The following is a 17,438-nucleotide window of genomic DNA, read 5'->3' on the forward strand; positions in this document are numbered from 1 at the left end:
ATGACGGGATCTCAGGGCTCCGCGCGGAGCACCAGCCGCCGCGCCGTGGTCACAGCCGCCGGGGCCGTCGGTCTCACGGCGGCCCTCGCCGCCTGTGGCGACTCGGGTGACTCCGGCGCCCCGGCACAGCAGCCGGACGGCGGCGCCGGGGCGCCCGAGGCGGGCGCGGACACCGGTGCCGGCTCCGGCGAGGCCGGCGGGGGCACCGGCGGGGAGGCGGCCGGTGGCGGCACGGAGCTGGCGAAGACGGCGGACATACCCGAGGGCGGCGGCAAGGTCTTCCCGGACCAGAAGGTGGTCGTGACACAGCCGACCGCCGGTGACTTCAAGGCATTCTCGGCGACCTGCACCCACCAGGGCTGCGCGGTGAAGGACGTGACCGACGGCCTCATCAACTGCCCCTGCCACGGCGCCAAGTACAGCGCGCTCGACGGCAGCGTCAAGGCCGGCCCGGCACCGAAGCCGCTGCCACCCGCGAAAATCACCGTCCAGGGTGACGCGGTGATGCTGGGCTGACCGTCCCCGGCCGCCCTCCCGGCGGGGCGGCCGGGGCTGTCGCTGCCGAGCACGCCGGGGCGGGACGGAGAAGGGGAGACGGCGGGAGGGGAAGGCCGGACAAGACCGCGGTGCGGGCCCGCGGCGCTCCAGCAGGGAGGAGCGCCGCGGGCGCTGTCGTTCCGGCCGCCCCGGCGCCCCGTCGCGCGGGCTCCCCGTACGGCGTCTCCTCCCGGAGCCGGCACCGCGGCGGGCTCCGCACCGCGGACACCGCCCGGCGCACCCGCCGGGGCCCCTCCGCCCTCCCCTTCCCCGTGACGGAACCGTCGTTGCGCGCCCCGCGCCGAGCCCGCATGCTGTCCGGACGCCCGATCACCACCAGCACGGAGGACGGACTCGATGACCGCCACCCAGCGGCGCGGCCGCCGGATCATGATGAGCCCGGAGGAGCTGGACGCCTTCCTCACCGGGCAGCGCACCTGCCGGGTGGCCACGGTCGGCGCGGACGGCCGTCCGCACGTCAGCGCGCTCTGGTTCTGCTGGGACGGCACGTCCCTCTGGCTCTACTCGCTGACCCGCAGCCGCCGCTGGGCACAGCTGCGCCGCGACCCGCGGCTCGCGGTGATCGTGGACGACGGCGAGGAGTACGGGGAGCTGCGCGGCGCCGAGTTGTCGGGGACGGCGGAGTTCGTCGGGGAGGCGCCCCGCACCGGGGAGCCGCACCCCGAACTCGACGCGCCCGAGCGGCTCTTCGCCGGCAAGTACCTCGGGCTGGAGGAGCTGCCGCACGACGGGCGGCACGGCTGGCTGCGGCTCACCCCGGAGGCCGTCGCATCGTGGGACTTCCGCAAAATGGCGGAGGTCTGAGGGCTCGCCGGACTCCGGCGCTCAGCACTCTCCGCCCACCGCACCCCGTCCGCCGCACCCCGTCCGCCGTGTCCGCTCCGCCCGTGTCCCGCGCACCCGCCGCGCTCTGCCGCAGCGCCGCCACGGCGGCCCGTATCGCGGGCCGGCGGTCGGCGTCGGCCCGCCAGACGGCGTAGATGTGCCGGCGCATCCCGCTGCGGACCCGCACCATCCGCACCCCCTCCGGCACGGGCCCGCGGCCCAGCCTCGGCGCGACGGCGACTCCGAGGCCGGCGGCGACGAGGGCCAGCTGGGTGTGGTGTTCCCCGGCCATGTGGGAGACCCGCGGCTCGATGCCCTTGCCGCGCAGGGTGAGCATCAGCCAGTCGTGGCAGAACTCGCCCTGCGGCCAGGAGACCCACTCGTCACCGGCGAAGTCCTCCAGGTCCGCCTCGGCCCGGCCGGCGAGCCGGTGGCCGGCGGGGATCGCGACATCGGCGGGATCGTCGAGCAGCGGTGCCTTGGTGAGTCCGCCGGGCAGCGAGAGCGGCTTGTTGTACCAGTCGAGGACGACGGCCAGGTCGAGGTCGCCGCGGACGGTCCCGGGCACGGCGTCGTCCGGTTCCAGCTCGCGCAGCCGCACCCGGAGCCGGGGATGTTCCCCGCGGAGCCTGCGCAGGGCCGCCGGGAGCAGGCCGCGTGCCGCGGTGGGGAAGGCACCGATGCGCAGCTCGCCGACGGGCTGCCCGGCACGCGCCTCCAGGTCCGCCTGGGCGAGTTCGACCTGGGAGAGGATGCGCGCCGCGTGCTCGGCGAGCAGCCGGCCGGCGTCCGTCAGCCGGATGCCGCGGCCGTTGCGGGCCAGCAGCCGCTGCCCGGTGTCCCGTTCGAGCTTGCCGAGCTGCTGCGATACGGCGGAGGTGGTGACGTGCAGTCCGGCGGCGGCCGCGCTGATGGAGCCGTGCCGGGCCACGGCGTCCAGGGTGCGCAGCCGATCCAGGTTCAACATGTAAGCGATGCTAAACGGTGTGGTCCAGATTTTTTCGCTTGTCCTACGAGATCTCGCGGAGCATCGTGGGGCCCATGACCGCCCCGCCACGACGGACGACTCCCGCTCCGCACCCGCCGCCCCGGCCCCGGCCACGGCCCGCCCGCCGCCCCGCCGTCGACTGGCGGATCCGCTTCGCCCTCCTCTCGCTGATCTGGGGCTTCAGCTTTCTGCTGATCAAGGTGGGAACGGAGGGCTACGCCCCGCTGCAGGTCACCCTCGGGCGGATGGTGTTCGGCACGGCGGTGCTGCTGGCCGCGCTCGGCCTGCGGCGGCAGCGCCTCCCCCGGGGCGCCCGCGCCTGGGGCCATCTGGCCGTCTCCGCCCTCTTCCTCAACGCGCTGCCGTACTCCCTCTTCGCCTACGCCGAGCTGACCATCTCCTCCACGCTGGCCGGGATCTGCAATGCCACCACCCCGCTGTGGGGCATGGCGCTGTCGATGGTCGCGCTCTCCGAGGACCGGCCGACCCGGCGCCGGGTGGCGGGCCTCGGCCTGGGCTTCATCGGTGTACTGACGGTCCTGGGCGCCTGGCAGGGTTTCTCCGGGCAGGACCCGGCGGGCACGGCGATGGCCCTGGCCGCCTCCGCGAGCTACGCCGTCGGCTGGGTCCACGTCCGCCGCACCCTGGCCGGCCGCGACGATTCCCATCTGGCGATGTCGAGCGCCCAGTTGCTGCTTGGCACCGCCCAACTGGCCGTCGTCACGCCGCTGTTCACCTCCGTCCCGGCATCCTTCCCGCTGGTGCCGCTGCTGGCCGTGACGGCGCTCGGCGCGCTCGGCACCGGAGTGGCCTTCCTCATCCAGTACGGGCTGGTCGCCGAGGTGGGGCCGACGACCGCGCAGATGGTCACGTACTTCATCCCCGTCATCGCGACGGCCGCCGGCGTGGCGCTGCTCGGCGAGCGCCTCGACTGGAACGTCCCGGCCGGAGCGCTGATCGTGCTGGCCGGGGCGGCGCTCACCCAGAGCCGGCGCCGCCGCCCTCAGGCGTAGCGCTCCGCGGGGGGCGGGCCGGCGGCCGCCGCCAGCGCCTCGGCCACCGTCTCGATCTCGTCCCGCGCCAGCGGCGACACGGTCACCCGCACCCCCGGCCGCGAGGCCGTGCGGAAGCGGGCGCCGGGGGCCACGGCCCAGCCGGACCGCAGGAGCCGGGCGACCGCGCCGGTTTCATCGGGGACCGGCACCCAGACGTTCATCCCGCTCCGCCCGTGCGCCGCGACCCCCCGCCGCCGCAGCGCCGCCACGAGGGCCTCGCGCCGGGCGCCGTAGGAGCGGGCGACGGCCACCGGGTCCACCGCGCCGGACCGCCACAGCTCCGTCACGGTGTGCTGCAGGAGATGGCTGACCCAGCCGGGGCCGAGCCGCTGCCGGCCCCGCACCCGGTCGGTGGTGAGCGGGTCCCCGGTGAAGACGGCGAGCCGCAGGTCGGGGCCGTACGCCTTGGCGGTGGAGCGGACGAAGGCCCAGTGCGGCACGCTTCCCGCCAGCGGGTGGAGGGGCAGGGAGACGATGCCGTGCCCGTGGTCGTCCTCGATGAGCAGCGTGCGCGGATGGCGGGCCAGGACGGCCCGCAGCTCGGCCGCCCGCGCCGCGCTCACGGCCGCCCCGGTCGGGTTCTGGGCGCGGTCGGTGACGACGAGCGCCCGCGCCCCCTCCCGGAGCGCCCGGTCGGCCTCGCCGGGCAGCGGCCCGTCGTCGTTGACCGCGACGGGCACCGCCCGCAGCCCGAGCGCCGGCACGAGGTCGAGCATGCTGCCCCAGCCGGGGTCCTCGACCGCCACCGCGTCGCCGGGCCGGAGATGCGCGGCGAGCACGCGTTCGATCGCATCCAGGGAGCCGGAGGTGACGCCGACGGGCCCGTCCGGCACCCCATCGGCGTCCAGCTCCGCGCGGGCGGCCCGCGCCAGCTCCGGGTCCACCGACGGGGCCCCGTACAGGACCGGCCGCCCCGCGCAGCGGCGGGCGGCCTCGGCGAGCGCGGGCCCCAGCGGCGGCAGCAGGGCCGGATCCGGATTGCCGGTGGACAGATCGCGCCCGCCCGGGGGCGCCTCGACCCGGATGGACTCCCGTGCGGTGCTGGCCGGCCGGGCGCGGACGCGGCTGCCCCGCCGGCCGTCCGTCTCGATCACCCCGCGGTCCCGCAGCAGGCGGTAGGCGGCGGCGACGGTGTTCGGATTGACGCCCAGCTCTCCGGCGAGTTCCCGCAGGGGCGGCAGCCGCCTCCCGGGGGCGAGGGCGCCCGCGCCCACGCCCTCCTCCACGCTCGCCGCGATCTCGGCTGCGCGCCGCCCCTGGATCCGGTAATCTCCTAGCACAAAGTCGATTATGCACTAGAACAAAGGAGAACGCCATGCCGGGGCCCGCCCCCTACGGACCGAGCGAGCGCACCACCCCGACCCGGGCCCGCCACCGCGCCTCGTACGACCGCGAGGTGGTGCACGCGATCCTCGACAAGGGCTGGGTCTGCCACCTCGGCTATATCCGCGACGGCGCGCCGGTCGTGCTCCCGACGATCTACGCCCGCGTCGGCGAGCGCCTGTACCTGCACGGCTCGACCGGCTCCCGCCCGCTGCGCGAGACGGAGGAGAGCGGGACCGGCCTGCCGGTCTGCGTGACCGTCACCCATGTCGACGGGGTGGTGCTGGCCCGGTCCGCCTTCCACCACTCCGTCAACTACCGCTCGGTGGTGGTCCACGGGACCGCCCGGAGCGTCCTCGGCGAACAGGAGCGGGCGGCGGCCCTGAACGCCCTGGTCGACCAGGCTGTGCCCGGCCGCTCCCGGGACACGCGCCCGGCGAACGCCAAGGAGCTCGCCGCCACGTCCGTCATCTCCGTGGACCTGCGGGAGGTCTCGGCGAAGATCCGCACCGGCGGGCCGAACGACGAACCCGGGGACCTGGACCTCCCCCACTGGAGCGGGGTCCTCCCGGTCGCCACCACCCGCGGCACCCCGCAGCCGGCCGCCGGCCTGGCCCCGTCCGTCACCGTCCCGGCCTACCTCACCTCCGGCTGAGCCACCGCAGCCCCGGCGCGGGGGGACTCACCCGCGCCGCCCGGCCCCGGAGCGCCGCGCCCCGGAGCCTCCGGGACCACCCGGGCACACCGGGGCGGCCGGCGGCTCGCGGTCCGGTGCCGCCGTGCGCGCCTCCGCGACGGCCAGTCCCGTCACCGCGGCCAGCAGCAGTCCGGTGCCCAGCAGCATGGCCCCGGTGAGACGTTCACCGAGGAGAAGCACCGCCAGAGCGGCCGCGGCAACCGGCTCGATCAGCATGACGACCGAGGTGGTGGCCGCCCGGACGACCGCCGCGCCGGCGAAGTACAGCGCGTAGGCCAGCGCGGTCGGCACCGCGGCCACGTACACCAGCAGCGCGAGCACCCGCCCGGGTTCCTCGGTGTGCGGCAGCAGTCCCTCCGCCAGGCCCCAGGGCAGCAGGCAGACCGCCCCGACCGCGAGAGCCCACGTCGTCGTGGAGCGGTGGTCCGCCCGGGCCCCATGCCGCCCCAGCCATCGGGCGAGCAGGCCGACCCCGGCGTATCCGGTGGCGGAGAGGAGCGCCAGCCCACCCCGAGGGGACGGACCGTGCCCCGCCGCCGCCCAGGACGAGCACCACGAGGCCGGCGAGCGCTCCGGCCACCGCGGCCAGGCCGCCGCGTCCGAGGCGCTCCCCCATCAGCAGCCGGGCGCCGACAGCGATCAGGACCGGGCCCGCTCCCAGGGTCACCACGGTGCCGACCGCGAGCCCGGTCTCCAGCACCGCGGCGAAGTAGGCGGTCTGGAACAGGGTCATCCCGCAGCCGGTTCCGAGGATGCGCAGCCACCGCCGGCCGGCGGGCTCGTGCGCCCCGAGCATCCGCCGCGCGGGCCGCGCGGCGGCCGGCACCGACCAGCCGAGCATCAGGACGAGCCCGCCAGCGCAGCGCCAGAAGGACAGCGCGACGGGGCCGAGGTCGCTGAGGCCGTGCAGCAGCGCGGCGGCCGCTCCGACGGTGCCCCAGGCCGCGCCGGCCACGGCGAGGAAGACGAGAGCCCGGCCCACGGACAGGCCGGGTGCGGGCACGGACGGGGTGAGAAGAGGCGAAGAGCGCACGTGAGGTTCTCCACGGAAGACGAGGACGGTGGCCGCGGGACTTCCTGACGCGGGCAGCGACGACCGGCCCGGCAGCCGGCCGGGCTGGTCCTCCGGAATGGCCGCCCGCCCTACGCGGGGGGAGGCGGCAGAACCATGAGACGCACGGAGAGCACCTTAGCCGGTCCCCTCGCGGACGGACCGGCCCTCCGCGGCCGCACCGGCCGGTGCGGCCGCCGCCTTCGCGGGCGCCGGGGAGGGCGGCTCCGCCGTCCGGGCCACCACCCCCGCCCCGTCCTTGGGCACCGAGCTCTGGGCGATGAGGGCACCGGCCAGCACCGCGGCTCCGCCCAGCAGTTGGGGCGCGGACAGGTGCTCCCCCAGCAGCACCCAGGCGAGGACGGTGGCGATGACCGCCTCCAGGCACGCCACCACCCCGGCCACCTGCGGCGACAGCCGCCGTACGGCCACCACGCCGGTCAGATAGGCCAGCACGGTGGCGACCAGGACCACCCAGCCGAGCAGCAGCGCCGCGGGCACCGCCGTGTCCGCCAGCTCCGCCCGCCCGGCGAGGAGGTGCCAGTCGATGCCCCACGGCCGGGCGAGCAGGGTCAGCGCGGCCGCGCCGATCAGGAACCCGTACGCGATGACACCGGCCGGGTCGGCCGTGTCGTCACCGCCGCTGCCGTGGTCGGACAGCACGAAGTAGCCGACCTGACAGCAGGCCGCGCCGAGCGCCAGGAGCAGCCCGAGCACGTCGAAGCCGAGCCCCGCCCAGACCTCCACCACACACGCCAGGCCGCCGACGGCGAGGACGGCCCCGAGCGCCGCCGCCCGCGTCACCGGCCGCCGCTGCACGAACCGGACCCAGCCGAGGACCAGGGCCGGGGCCAGGTACTCCACGAGCAGGGCGACCCCCACCGGGATGCGCGAGATCGCCGCGAAGTAGCAGACCTGCACCCCGGCGACGGCCAGCAGGCCGAAGCCGGTGAGCAGTGCGGGACGCCGGCGCAGGAGTCCGCGGTGGCGCCAGGCGAGGGGCAGCAGCACCAGTGCGGCGCCCGCGACCCGCAGCCACACAACCTGCAGCGGGTCCGTGCCCGCCTCGATCAGCGGCTTGGCGGCGACACCCGAGCCGCCGAAGGCCAGCGCCGAGACGAGGGCGAGTCCGAGACCGGCGGATCTTCCACGGGACCTCTGCATCGGCTCATCATGTCAGCACCGTCGGACAATGTCATGACTGTCACCACCATTGACGCCTGTCGGCCATCCCGGCCGGCCCGAGCGAACGCACCGGGCGGCGCCCGGGACGTCCCAGGAGACCGTCCCACTGGCGGGCGCCTCCGCAGTTCGGCGAGACGCATGTCCCACGATTGCGTCATTTCCCTGTCCATTCTGGACCGTTCGGCTTCCGTGCCCCCAGTCTCGTCACCGGAAGCAGGGCCGGGCCGGGCGGGCTCCCGCACGGGCCGGGCCTCCAGACCGTCCGTCCAACGGACCATCGGAAAGGACTCCGGACCCATGACGAACACACGTACCGGGACCGCCCGCAGGCGTCTCGCACTCACCGCCGCCACCGCGGCCCTCGCCGGCGGCCTCGCCCTCCCCGCCGCCCCCGCGGCCGCGGCGCCCGCCGGAACCGCGGAGCGGATGGCCCCGGCCGCGGCGGCGGACGCGCGGGGCACCGCCCCGGCATGCGTCCGGCGGGACGTGGTCAAGCACCGGAAGAAGGTCACTGTCACGAACACCTGCGGCCGGACCATGCACGTGAAGGTGGTCATCAACCGGGGCAGGGACCTGCGGTGCCTCACCTACCGGCACGGCCAGACCTGGACGGGCCACTGGCGCATCGGTTCCTACGGCAAGGTCGTCACCTGCTGACCCGCCTTCAGCCCGGCGTCCCCGGCGGGAGTCCGTCCCGCCGGGGACGCCCCGCTGCGGACCCGCCCGCGGCCGCCGTCACCCCGCGCCCCGGGCAGTCGGGCAACCGGCACGGACCCGGCCGGCCGCTCAGCCGCCGTCCCGGACGGCGCCGCACTCCAGCCGGGCCACCAGCAGCTCCGGGTCGACGCCGACCCGGCGCAGCACCTCCACCGCCCGGCACTTCCGGTCGGCGGCCAGGGCGGCCAGCAGGTCCGTCCCCGTCGCCCGGTCCGCTCCCCGGGCACGGGCCCGCGTCAACGCGCCCTCCACGGCCGCGGCGGCCGCCGGCGAGAGCGGCGTCGTACCCCCCGCACGGGGCCGGAACGGCGCCTCCGACCCCTCGGCCGCGCCCCGCCAGCGCAGCCCGTAGCCGATGCTGCGCTGGGCCAGATAGCCGCGCAGACGCAGGACCTGGGCCGGGCCGCCGTCGAACGCGGCCCGTACGTCCGGGTCGTACTCCAGGAGGCTGTGCAGCAGATGCGCCGTGTCCGTCTGCCGGTCCCCGTCGCGGACGGCGCGCCGGCGGGCACCGGAGGCCACGGACGCCGGTTCGACGCGGAACCCGGTGGGCCCGGCCGGGCGGGCGGAGCGGAGCGGACAGGTGGACGCGGTCTGCGACGTACGGTTGTGCACCCTTCCACCCCATCAGTTCCCGGCCGCTCCGGCATCCGCGCGGGGACTCATCTCCGCCTACGCCCTGGGACGGGCGGCTCCGTTCGGCATCTCCTCCTCACGGATGAGAGCACCGCGCGGACCGGGGGCGCGCCCGGCGGGCGGACGCGCCGGGGCGGACGGGCGGCCCGCGCGGCCCCTCGCGCCGGGGACACCCGCCGGGAGAACACCGGGAACGCGGGAAGAACGGCGGAAGGACGGACGAGGGCCACGCGAGGGGAAGGACCGCCGTCATGCCGCCGTCATGCCGCCACCGGGCCGGCGCACCAAGGCCACCGGCCGCCCAGTGGCCTTGGTGCGCCGCCTCCGCACCGGCCTAGGGTGCCGCCCATGAGGATTCGTATCGTCGACGCCTTCACCGACCGCCCGTTCGCCGGCAACCCCGCCGGGGTCGTCCTTCTCGACGGCGACGGCTTCCCCCGCGCCGGGTGGCTCCAGCAAGTGGCCGCCGAGGTCAATCTCGCCGAGACGGCCTTCGCCCACCGCCTCGGCCCCGGCGCGGACGCCGACTGGGCGCTGCGCTGGTTCACCCCCGCCACGGAGGTGGATCTCTGCGGCCACGCGACCCTGGCCACCGCGCACGTCCTGCACACCACCGGCACCGCCACCGGGACGGTCCGCTTCACCACCCGCGGCGGCGTCCTCACCGCGGCCACCGGGGACGACGGCGTCATCACCCTGGACTTCCCGACCGCGCCGCTCACCGCCGTCGACGTGCCCCCGGAGCTGCCGGAAGCACTCGGCGCACGGCCGGTGTCCGCCCACGACACCGGACCGGCCGTCGGCGACCTGCTGGTGGAGCTGCCCGACGAGCGGGCCGTGCGGGATCTCACCCCCGACTTCCGCGCCCTCGCCCGGCTCGGCCACCGCGGCGTCATCGCGACAGCGGCCGCCGGGAACCCGTCGGCGGGCTACGACTTCGTCTCCCGCTTCTTCGGACCGGCGGTCGGGATCGACGAGGACCCGGTGACCGGCAGCGCCCACACCGCGCTCGCGCCCTTCTGGTCCGCCAGGCTGGGCCGCGAGGAGCTGACGGGGCTCCAGGCGTCCACCCGCACGGGGCTGGTGCGCACGGCGCTGCGCGGCGAGCGGACCCTGCTGTCCGGCGGCGCGGTCACCGTCATCGACGGAGAGCTGCTGACCGCCCCGGACTGAGACCCGGACGTCCGGTGCTCCGGGTCACGCCGTCCGGTCGTACGCCCGGCCGGAGCGGGTCCGTCAGGGCGGGGTCGGCAGCCAGTCGACCTCGCCCGCCAGCAGCGCGTAGCCGCCGAACGCCACGATGTCGATCAGCGCGTGCGCGGCGACCAGCGGCCCGATCCGCCCCCAGCGCCGGTAGAGGAACACGAAGACGACGCCCATCACCAGGTTCCCGACGAATCCGCCGATGCCCTGGTAGAGGTGGTACGTCCCCCTGAGCACCGAACTCGCGAGGAGCGCCGCCGCCGGGGTCCAGCCCAGCTGCCCGAGGCGGCGCAGCAGATAGCCGACGACCACGACCTCCTCCAGCAGGGAGTTCTGCACCGCCGAGGCGATGAGCACCGGAAACTTCCACCAGACGCCGGGGAGCGACTCGGGCACCACCGTGAGGTTGGCCCCCGTCGCCCACACCGCCAGATAGAACAGCAGCCCGGTGCCGCCGATGGCCGCCGCCACGAGCGCGCCGCGGCCGAGGTCGGAGCCGGGCCGCCGCCGGTCCAGCCCGAGCGCCCGCAGTCCGCCGGCGCCCTCGCGGAGCAGCAGATGTGCCACGAGGGCGACGGGCACCAGCGCGGTGGCGATGCCGAACAGCTGCCAGGCCAGGTCGAGCCAGGGACGGCCCGGCGCCTGGGAGCCGTTGAGGGTGGCCGCCCGGTCCTGCAGATCGCCGGGCGCGGTGACCGAGCCGGTGAAGCTGATCACCGCCGAGAGCGCACTGGCGCCGACGGAGAGGGCCAGCACGAGCAGTGTCTCCTGCCGCAGCACCCGCGTCGCCGGCGTCTTCTCCTCGCACGGCACCCCGGCCGCACTGCCCGACTCTGCCCGCACAACCCGCCTCCGGTCCGCCGCGTTCCCCTTTTCTACACGGCCGGGAAGCGGCGCCACCAGCGCGGGCCCCGCCGGACTCCCCGGCCGCCCCGCACCGTACGCCGGCGTGAACGATGACGGGGCGGCCCGGGCCCCCTTCCGGGCCGTGCCCCGGGACTGTGCCCGGGTTCAGTCCGGCAGGTCGGCGGGCCAGGTGTGCACCGGTTCGCCCGTGCGCGCGAGTTCCGCGTAGCGCCGGGTGGTCGCGGCCAGCGCGCTCTGCCGGTCGAGACCCCGCTCCCGCGCCTGGCGGAAGGCCTCGGCCTGCCAGGAGGCGCCGTTCACCCGCCGCCGGCAGCGCTCCTCGATGATGCCGAGGTAGTGGTCGCGGTCCGCGGGCTCCACACCCCAGGCGTCGAGGCCGGCGGCCGCCAGCGGCAGGAGTTCCTCCCGGACCAGGCGCGGGGCGGGCACGTCCGTCACCGCTCCGCCCCGGCCCGGGCGCGGCCAGCGGAGGGTGGCGTCGATGCCGTACCGGCAGGCGGCGTCGAAGTTCCGGGACGCGTCACCGAAGGGCAGCCGCGTCCACACCGGCCGGGTTTCCTCCGCGAGGGCGCGGACGAGTCCGTAGTAGAAGGCCGCGTTGGCGATGACGTCGTCGACGGTCGGCCCGGCCGGCAGCACCCGGTTCTCCACCCGCAGATGGGGGCGGCCGTCGCTGATGTCGTAGACCGGCCGGTTCCAGCGGTAGATGGTGCCGTTGTGCAGCACCAGTTCGTGGAGGCCGGGGACGCCCTGCTCGTCGAGGACCTTGAGCGGGTCCTCCTCGTCGCAGATCGGCAGCAGGGCGGGGAAGTAGCGGACGTTCTCCTCGAAGAGGTCGTACGCGGACTCGATCCAGCGCTCCCCGAACCAGGTTCGCGGCCGCACGCCCTGGGCCTTGAGTTCGGGGGCGCGGGTGTCCGTGGACTGCAGGAAGAGCGGCGGCCGGGACTCCCGCCACAGCTCGCGGCCGAAGAGGAAAGGGGAGTTGGCGCCCACGGCGATCTGCGCGGCGGCCACCGCCTGGGCGGCGTTCCACACCGCGGCGAAGCGGCCGGGGGTCACCTGGAGGTGCAACTGCACCGAGGTGCAGGCGGCTTCGGGGGCGATCGAGGCGCTGGTGTAATGGAGCCGTTCGACGCCCTCGATGTCGAGCACCAGGTTCTCCCCGCGTGCGGCCAGGATCTGCTCGTTGAGCAGGGTGTAGCGGTCCGCCGCGGACAGGTTCGCGGAGACGAGGTCCGGACCGGCCAGGGTCGGGAGAATTCCGATCATCACGATCCCGGCGTCCACTTCCCGGGCTTTGCGGTCGGCATATGCGAGCGCCGTACGGATCTCCTCGGCAAGCTGATCGAGAACGCGGCCGGACAACCGGTGCGGCACAATATTCACTTCGAGGTTGAACTGCCCCAACTCCGTCTGGAAATCCCCGCTCCGGATGCGCTCGAGCACTTCCGCATTCATCATGCGGGGCATGCCGTCCTCGCCGGCGAGATTCAGCTCGATCTCCACGCCCATCAGATTCCTCGGGCGGTCGAACCTCTTCTCCTCCAGCAGCCGCCCCAGACCCTCCAGGCACTGGTGCAGTTTGGTGCGGTAGCGCTGCGGATCCGCCAGGTCGAACCCGTCCGCCTCGACCTTCTCGCCCATCGAAGGGTCCCTCCTCCAGTGCACCGGTGCCCGGGATGATGCCCGGCCGGCCGGACCACAACGCCCCGGCGGACAGCATCTGCCCGCTAGGATGCGCAGTACACCCCGGGGGCACATTCCATCGGCATAAAGGGGTCCGGGACGGGCGCGGCACAAAGGTGTGGTGAAAAACACCAACAAGATTCGGCCGACCGGCTGCCACGGCATAACACAAGGCCACGGGTTTTGCGAACGGACAGAATGGTGGAACTCCCCCACCGTCGCGGTCCGGTTTCAGTCTTGCCCGTAATGCGCGCGTCGGCTAGCCGAAACGCGCCGTGAACACGCGCCGTATAAACTCCGGGTACGCGGGCAGAGAGTACGTGTCGCCGGCATTCTCCGCTCCGGCCCCTCTTCCGCCCCGCGCCACGCTGACATTGCCGTCCGCACGTGCCCAGCATCACCCGTGTCTCCGAAGTGAGAGGCGACCCATCATGCCGCTGCTTTCCCTCCAGGCACCCAGGCCCGCCCAGCACAGCACCCTCGCGGCCCTCGGTTCCCCGGCCGCCGCGCCGGTGCTCCGCTCGCACCCCGGGCCGCTGACCCCGGAATCGCCCTTGCCGGTCCATGTCCTGGAGGGGATCACCCGGCAGGAAGGCCCACCGCCGGCCCGCCTCGCCGCGTGGCGCTTCCTCGTACGGAGCGGGGGCCGCGCGGTGGCCGCCGCCGAGACCAAACCGACGCCGGACGGCTGGGCCTTCTCCCACTTCTTCGGGGGCCCGTACCTCTCCTCGACCGAGCAGGCCCTGCGCCAGGCGGAGGCGCTGTCGGGCGTGTACCAGCCGCGTCTGCTGTCGGTGCCCGAGCTCTACATGCTCACTCTGTGGCTGCACGGCGACACCGCCGCGGACCCCGCGGAGGGCCAGCCCGCCCCCACGGATCTGCTGGTGCCCCTCGCGCCCGCGCCTCCCGGCATCGCCGCGCACCGCCCGCACCGGGTCTCGGACCTGCTGCCGGTGCTCACCCTCCGGCTGGGCCGGGTGGCACCCCTGCTGGACGCGACGGCCTCACCGGCCGCCTGAACACCCGGCTCTTCCCCTCGAACACGCGCGCCCCGCGGCTCCCCCGGCCGCGGGGCGCGCCGGTGCGCCGTCACCGCACCACCGCACCGGCCCGGCCGGACTAGTCCGCTCAGGCCATGGTGAACCACCCGAAGGGGCCGTCCTCTTGACGGCAACCGTCCGCAAGAGTGGTGCGTCATCACCCCGGAAGGGCGGGTACAGCGAAATTCCTGCGAAACACCATTCCGCGGGTAACACTGGAACCGACCAAGGAAAGGAATACGGGGGGCGATTGTGAACACTACGTCAAGCCGCAGGACACTCACACCACAGCGAAAGATCCCTGCCATGTGCCAGCACTCCTCACCGTGCCCGACAGCCGACTCCGCCGACCGGGAAGCCGCCCATCTGGTGGCGCACCACCCCGAACAGGGCTGGAGTCTGCTGTGCAACGGCGTCCTGCTCTTCGAGGACACCGGTGAACTGCTGCCCGACGGGCAGATCATCGCTCCGCACCGGCCACTGGGCATCGAGCATGTGATGACCGCTGCCTGACCCGGCAGCCGGTAACGACGGGCACCCCACAGAGATCACTCCGCACAGGTCCGCACGATAACCGCACAGAGATCACAGGGCCGGCCCGGCAGATCGCCGGACCGGCCCCGTTCATGCCACACGCCGGCGCCGCGCCGGAGCGGTCAGGAGTCGTACTCCTCCAGCGGCGGGCAGGAGCAGACCAGATTGCGGTCGCCGTAGGCGCTGTTGACGCGCCGGACCGGCGGCCAGTACTTCTCCGCCGCCCCGACCCCCGGCGGGAACACGGCCGTCTCCCGGCTGTAGGGGTGCTCCCACTCCCCCGCCAGCACCGCCGCCGTGTGCGGCGCGTTGCGCAGCGGGTTGTCCTCGGCCGGCCACTCCTCCGAGGCGACCTGCTCGATCTCCGCACGGATACGGATCATCGCGTCGCAGAACCGGTCGAGTTCGGCCAGGTCCTCGCTCTCGGTGGGCTCGATCATCAGCGTGCCGGCCACGGGGAACGACATCGTGGGGGCGTGGAAGCCGTAGTCGATCAGCCGCTTGGCGACGTCGTCGACGCTCACCCCGGTCGCCTTGGTCAGCGGCCGCAGGTCGATGATGCACTCGTGCGCCACCAGCCCGCCGGGACCGGTGTAGAGCACCGGGAAGTGCGGCTCCAGCCGCTTGGCGACGTAGTTGGCGCTCAGCACGGCCACCTGCGTGGCCTGCCGCAGCCCCTCGGCACCCATCAGCCGGACGTACGCCCAGGAGATGGGCAGGATGCCCGCAGACCCCCAGGGCGCCGCCGACACCGGGCCGACGCCCGTCTCCGGCCCGGCCGCCGGCTGGAGCGGGTGGTTGGGCAGATACGGCGCGAGGTGGGAGCGCACGGCGACCGGACCGACCCCGGGCCCGCCGCCGCCGTGCGGGATGCAGAAGGTCTTGTGCAGATTGAGGTGCGAGACGTCGCCGCCGAACCGGCCGGGCTCGGCGAGGCCGACCAGGGCGTTGAGGTTGGCGCCGTCCACGTAGACCTGGCCGCCCGCGTCGTGCACGGCCGCGCAGATCTCTCCGATGTGCTCCTCGAACACCCCGTGCGTGGAGGGGTAGGTGACCATGAGCACGGCCAGCTCGTCACCGTGCTTCTCGATCTTGGCGCGCAGGTCCTCGGTGTCGACCTCGCCGTTCTCCGCCGTCTTCACCACGACGACCCGCATGCCGGCCATCACGGCACTGGCGGCGTTGGTGCCGTGCGCCGAGGACGGGATGAGGCAGACGGTGCGCTCCTCCTCGCCCCGCGCGCGGTGGTAGGCGCGGACGGCGAGCAGTCCGGCCAGCTCGCCCTGGGAGCCCGCGTTGGGCTGCAGCGAGACCTTGTCGTAGCCCGTGACGGCCGCCAGCTGCTCCTCCAGCTCCCGGATGAGGGTGAGGTAGCCCTCCGCCTGCTCGGCCGGGGCGAAGGGGTGCAGGGCACCGAAGCCGGGCCAGGTGACCGGCTCCATCTCGGTCGTCGCGTTCAGCTTCATGGTGCAGGAGCCGAGCGGGATCATGCCCCGGTCCAGCGCGTAGTCCTTGTCCGCGAGCCGGCGCAGATAGCGCAGCATCGCCGTCTCCGAGCGGTGCTCGTGGAAGACGGGGTGGCCGAGGTACTCGTCGGTGCGCAGCAGCCCTTCGGGGAGCGCGTCGGGCACCGCGGCGTCCAGCTCGTCGACGGAGGCGGCGCCGGCCGGGACGCCGAACGCGGCCCAGACCGCGGCCAGCTCGTCCCTGCCGGTGGTCTCGTCGCAGGCGATGCCCACGTGGTCGGCGTCGGTGAGCCGCAGGTTGATCCCGGCCTCGCGGGCGGCGGCGACGACCCCGGCGGCCCGGCCGGGCACCCGCGCCGTCACCGTGTCGAAGAACGCGCCGTGGACGACCTCCACGCCGCCGGCCCGCAGGCCCTCGGCGAGCAGGGCCGCGTAGCGGTGCGTGCGGCGCGCGATGTCCGCGAGCCCGTCCGGCCCGTGGTAGACGGCGTACATCCCGGCCATCACCGCGAGCAGCACCTGCGCGGTGCAGATGTTGCTGGTCGCCTTCTCCCGGCGGATGTGCTGCTCACGGGTCTGCAGGGCCAGCCGGTAGGCGGGGGCGCCGTCCGCGTCGACGGAGACGCCGACCAGGCGGCCCGGCAGGTTGCGGGCGTAGGACTCCCGCACCGCCATGTAGCCGGCGTGCGGCCCGCCGAAGCCCATCGGGACGCCGAAGCGCTGGGTGGAGCCGACGGCGATGTCGGCGCCCAGGTCACCGGGCGAGGTCAGCAGGGTGAGGGCGAGCAGATCGGCGGCGACGGTGACGACGGCGCCCAGCTCGTGCGCCCGTTCGACGACGGGCCGCGGGTCCGTGATCCGCCCGGAGGCACCCGGGTACTGCAGCAGCACGCCGAAGACGCCGCGCTCGGCGATCTCGTCCGGGATGCCGCCGGACAGGTCGGCGACGACGATCTCGGTCCCGGCCGGCTCGGCGCGGGTCTCGATGACGGCGATGGTCTGCGGAAGGCAGTCGGCGTCGATCAGGAAGACCCCGTCCTTCACCTTGCCCACGCGGCGGGAGAGCGCCATCGCCTCCGCGGCCGCGGTGGCCTCGTCCAGCAGCGAGGCGCCGGCGGTGGGCAGGCCGGTGAGGTCGGCGACGACCGTCTGGAAGTTGAGCAGCGCCTCCAGCCGGCCCTGCGAGATCTCCGGCTGGTAGGGGGTGTAGGCGGTGTACCAGGCCGGGTTCTCCATGACGTTGCGCAGGATCACCGGCGGGGTGAAGGTGCCGTGGTAGCCGAGGCCGATCATGGAGGTGAGGACCTGGTTGCGGCCGGCCAGGGCCCGCAGTTCGTCCAGGACCTCGGCCTCTCCGCGCGCCTCGGGCAGCGCCACCGCCCCGGTGCTCTTGATGACGTCCGGGACGGCGGCCGCGGTGAGTTCGTCGAGCGAGCCGTAGCCCACTTGGGCGAGCATCTTGTCCAGGGCCTCGCGGCCGGGGCCGATATGGCGCTGAGCGAACGGGGTGCCACGCTCCAGCCGGGAGAGGGGAATGCGGGGTGCGGTCATCTGCGGAGGCCTCCTGGTCGACGCGGACCTGCGAAGGGGCACCCTGACGGGTA

At 74.7% G+C, this 17,438-nt stretch carries 15 protein-coding genes and 1 pseudogene; 8 read left to right on the top strand and 8 right to left on the bottom strand.

Annotation, left to right across the window (positions count from 1 at the left end; all coding sequences use genetic code 11):
* Positions 1-516: a Rieske (2Fe-2S) protein gene (locus E4N63_RS01350; protein WP_125626834.1), complete on the top strand. Its 516-nt coding sequence runs from the start codon at positions 1-3 to the stop codon at positions 514-516.
* Positions 517-894: 378 nt separating this feature from the next.
* Positions 895-1,362, top strand: a complete 468-nt coding sequence (locus E4N63_RS01355; protein WP_230239680.1) for a pyridoxamine 5'-phosphate oxidase family protein — start codon at positions 895-897, stop codon at positions 1,360-1,362.
* Here the strand turns inward: E4N63_RS01355 and E4N63_RS01360 are convergent.
* The gene (locus tag E4N63_RS01360) at positions 1,310-2,350 is read right to left on the bottom strand and encodes a LysR family transcriptional regulator (protein WP_230239681.1); all 1,041 of its coding nucleotides are present in this window, start codon (positions 2,348-2,350) and stop codon (positions 1,310-1,312) included. The two genes, E4N63_RS01355 and E4N63_RS01360, sit on opposite strands and share 53 nt — an antisense overlap.
* A 38-nt stretch (positions 2,351-2,388) precedes the next feature.
* Here E4N63_RS01360 and E4N63_RS01365 point away from each other — a divergent pair, with 38 nt between their 5' ends.
* Positions 2,389-3,384 (top strand): DMT family transporter, encoded by a 996-nt coding sequence (locus E4N63_RS01365; protein ID WP_230239682.1) that lies wholly within the window; start codon positions 2,389-2,391, stop codon positions 3,382-3,384.
* Here E4N63_RS01365 and E4N63_RS01370 read toward each other — a convergent pair.
* A complete protein-coding gene (locus E4N63_RS01370; protein ID WP_230239683.1) occupies positions 3,375-4,706 on the bottom strand; it encodes an aminotransferase class I/II-fold pyridoxal phosphate-dependent enzyme in 1,332 nt (443 codons plus the stop codon). The genes E4N63_RS01365 and E4N63_RS01370 overlap by 10 nt on opposite strands.
* A 35-nt stretch (positions 4,707-4,741) precedes the next feature.
* On the opposite strand from E4N63_RS01370, the gene E4N63_RS01375 reads away from it, so the two are divergent.
* On the top strand, positions 4,742-5,404 hold the full coding sequence (locus tag E4N63_RS01375) for a pyridoxamine 5'-phosphate oxidase family protein (protein ID WP_230239684.1): 663 nt from the start codon (positions 4,742-4,744) through the stop codon (positions 5,402-5,404).
* A gap of 27 nt (positions 5,405-5,431) precedes the next feature.
* Here the strand turns inward: E4N63_RS01375 and E4N63_RS01380 are convergent.
* Positions 5,432-6,449: pseudogene (locus E4N63_RS01380) on the bottom strand (DMT family transporter).
* Positions 6,450-6,635: 186 nt separating this feature from the next.
* Positions 6,636-7,661 carry a DMT family transporter gene (locus E4N63_RS01385; protein ID WP_230239685.1) on the bottom strand — a complete coding sequence of 342 codons (1,026 nt, stop codon included), beginning with the start codon at positions 7,659-7,661 and terminating at the stop codon, positions 6,636-6,638.
* Positions 7,662-7,979: 318 nt separating this feature from the next.
* Here E4N63_RS01385 and E4N63_RS01390 point away from each other — a divergent pair, with 318 nt between their 5' ends.
* On the top strand, positions 7,980-8,339 hold the full coding sequence (locus E4N63_RS01390; protein ID WP_125625360.1) for a hypothetical protein: 360 nt from the start codon (positions 7,980-7,982) through the stop codon (positions 8,337-8,339).
* Between the two features lie 129 nt (positions 8,340-8,468).
* Here E4N63_RS01390 and E4N63_RS01395 read toward each other — a convergent pair whose 3' ends face one another.
* Positions 8,469-9,014, bottom strand: coding sequence for a Clp protease N-terminal domain-containing protein (locus tag E4N63_RS01395; protein ID WP_125625362.1), 546 nt, complete (start codon positions 9,012-9,014; stop codon positions 8,469-8,471).
* A 369-nt stretch (positions 9,015-9,383) separates the two neighbouring features.
* Here E4N63_RS01395 and E4N63_RS01400 point away from each other — a divergent pair, with 369 nt between their 5' ends.
* Positions 9,384-10,208 carry a PhzF family phenazine biosynthesis protein gene (locus E4N63_RS01400; RefSeq protein ID WP_230239686.1) on the top strand — a complete coding sequence of 275 codons (825 nt, stop codon included), beginning with the start codon at positions 9,384-9,386 and terminating at the stop codon, positions 10,206-10,208.
* A 63-nt stretch (positions 10,209-10,271) separates the two neighbouring features.
* On the opposite strand, the gene E4N63_RS01405 is transcribed toward E4N63_RS01400, so the two are convergent.
* Positions 10,272-11,081: a CPBP family intramembrane glutamic endopeptidase gene (locus E4N63_RS01405; protein ID WP_230239687.1), complete on the bottom strand. Its 810-nt coding sequence runs from the start codon at positions 11,079-11,081 to the stop codon at positions 10,272-10,274.
* Between the two features lie 168 nt (positions 11,082-11,249).
* Positions 11,250-12,752, bottom strand: a complete 1,503-nt coding sequence (locus tag E4N63_RS01410; RefSeq protein WP_125625366.1) for a glutamate--cysteine ligase — start codon at positions 12,750-12,752, stop codon at positions 11,250-11,252.
* A gap of 473 nt (positions 12,753-13,225) precedes the next feature.
* Between E4N63_RS01410 and E4N63_RS01415 the strand changes: the two genes are divergently transcribed.
* A complete protein-coding gene (locus E4N63_RS01415; protein ID WP_125625368.1) occupies positions 13,226-13,813 on the top strand; it encodes a hypothetical protein in 588 nt (195 codons plus the stop codon).
* 327 nt (positions 13,814-14,140) lie between these two features.
* Entirely contained in the window at positions 14,141-14,347 is a 207-nt protein-coding gene (locus E4N63_RS01420) for a DUF5999 family protein (protein WP_019708264.1), read from the top strand.
* 143 nt (positions 14,348-14,490) lie between these two features.
* On the opposite strand, the gene gcvP is transcribed toward E4N63_RS01420, so the two are convergent.
* Positions 14,491-17,385 (bottom strand): aminomethyl-transferring glycine dehydrogenase, encoded by a 2,895-nt coding sequence (gene gcvP / locus E4N63_RS01425; protein WP_230239688.1) that lies wholly within the window; start codon positions 17,383-17,385, stop codon positions 14,491-14,493.
* Positions 17,386-17,438: the final 53 nt, after the last annotated feature.

Origin of the sequence: Streptomyces sp. MNU89, assembly GCF_020982505.1 — a bacterium.
GTDB lineage: Bacteria > Actinomycetota > Actinomycetes > Streptomycetales > Streptomycetaceae > Streptomyces > Streptomyces xinghaiensis.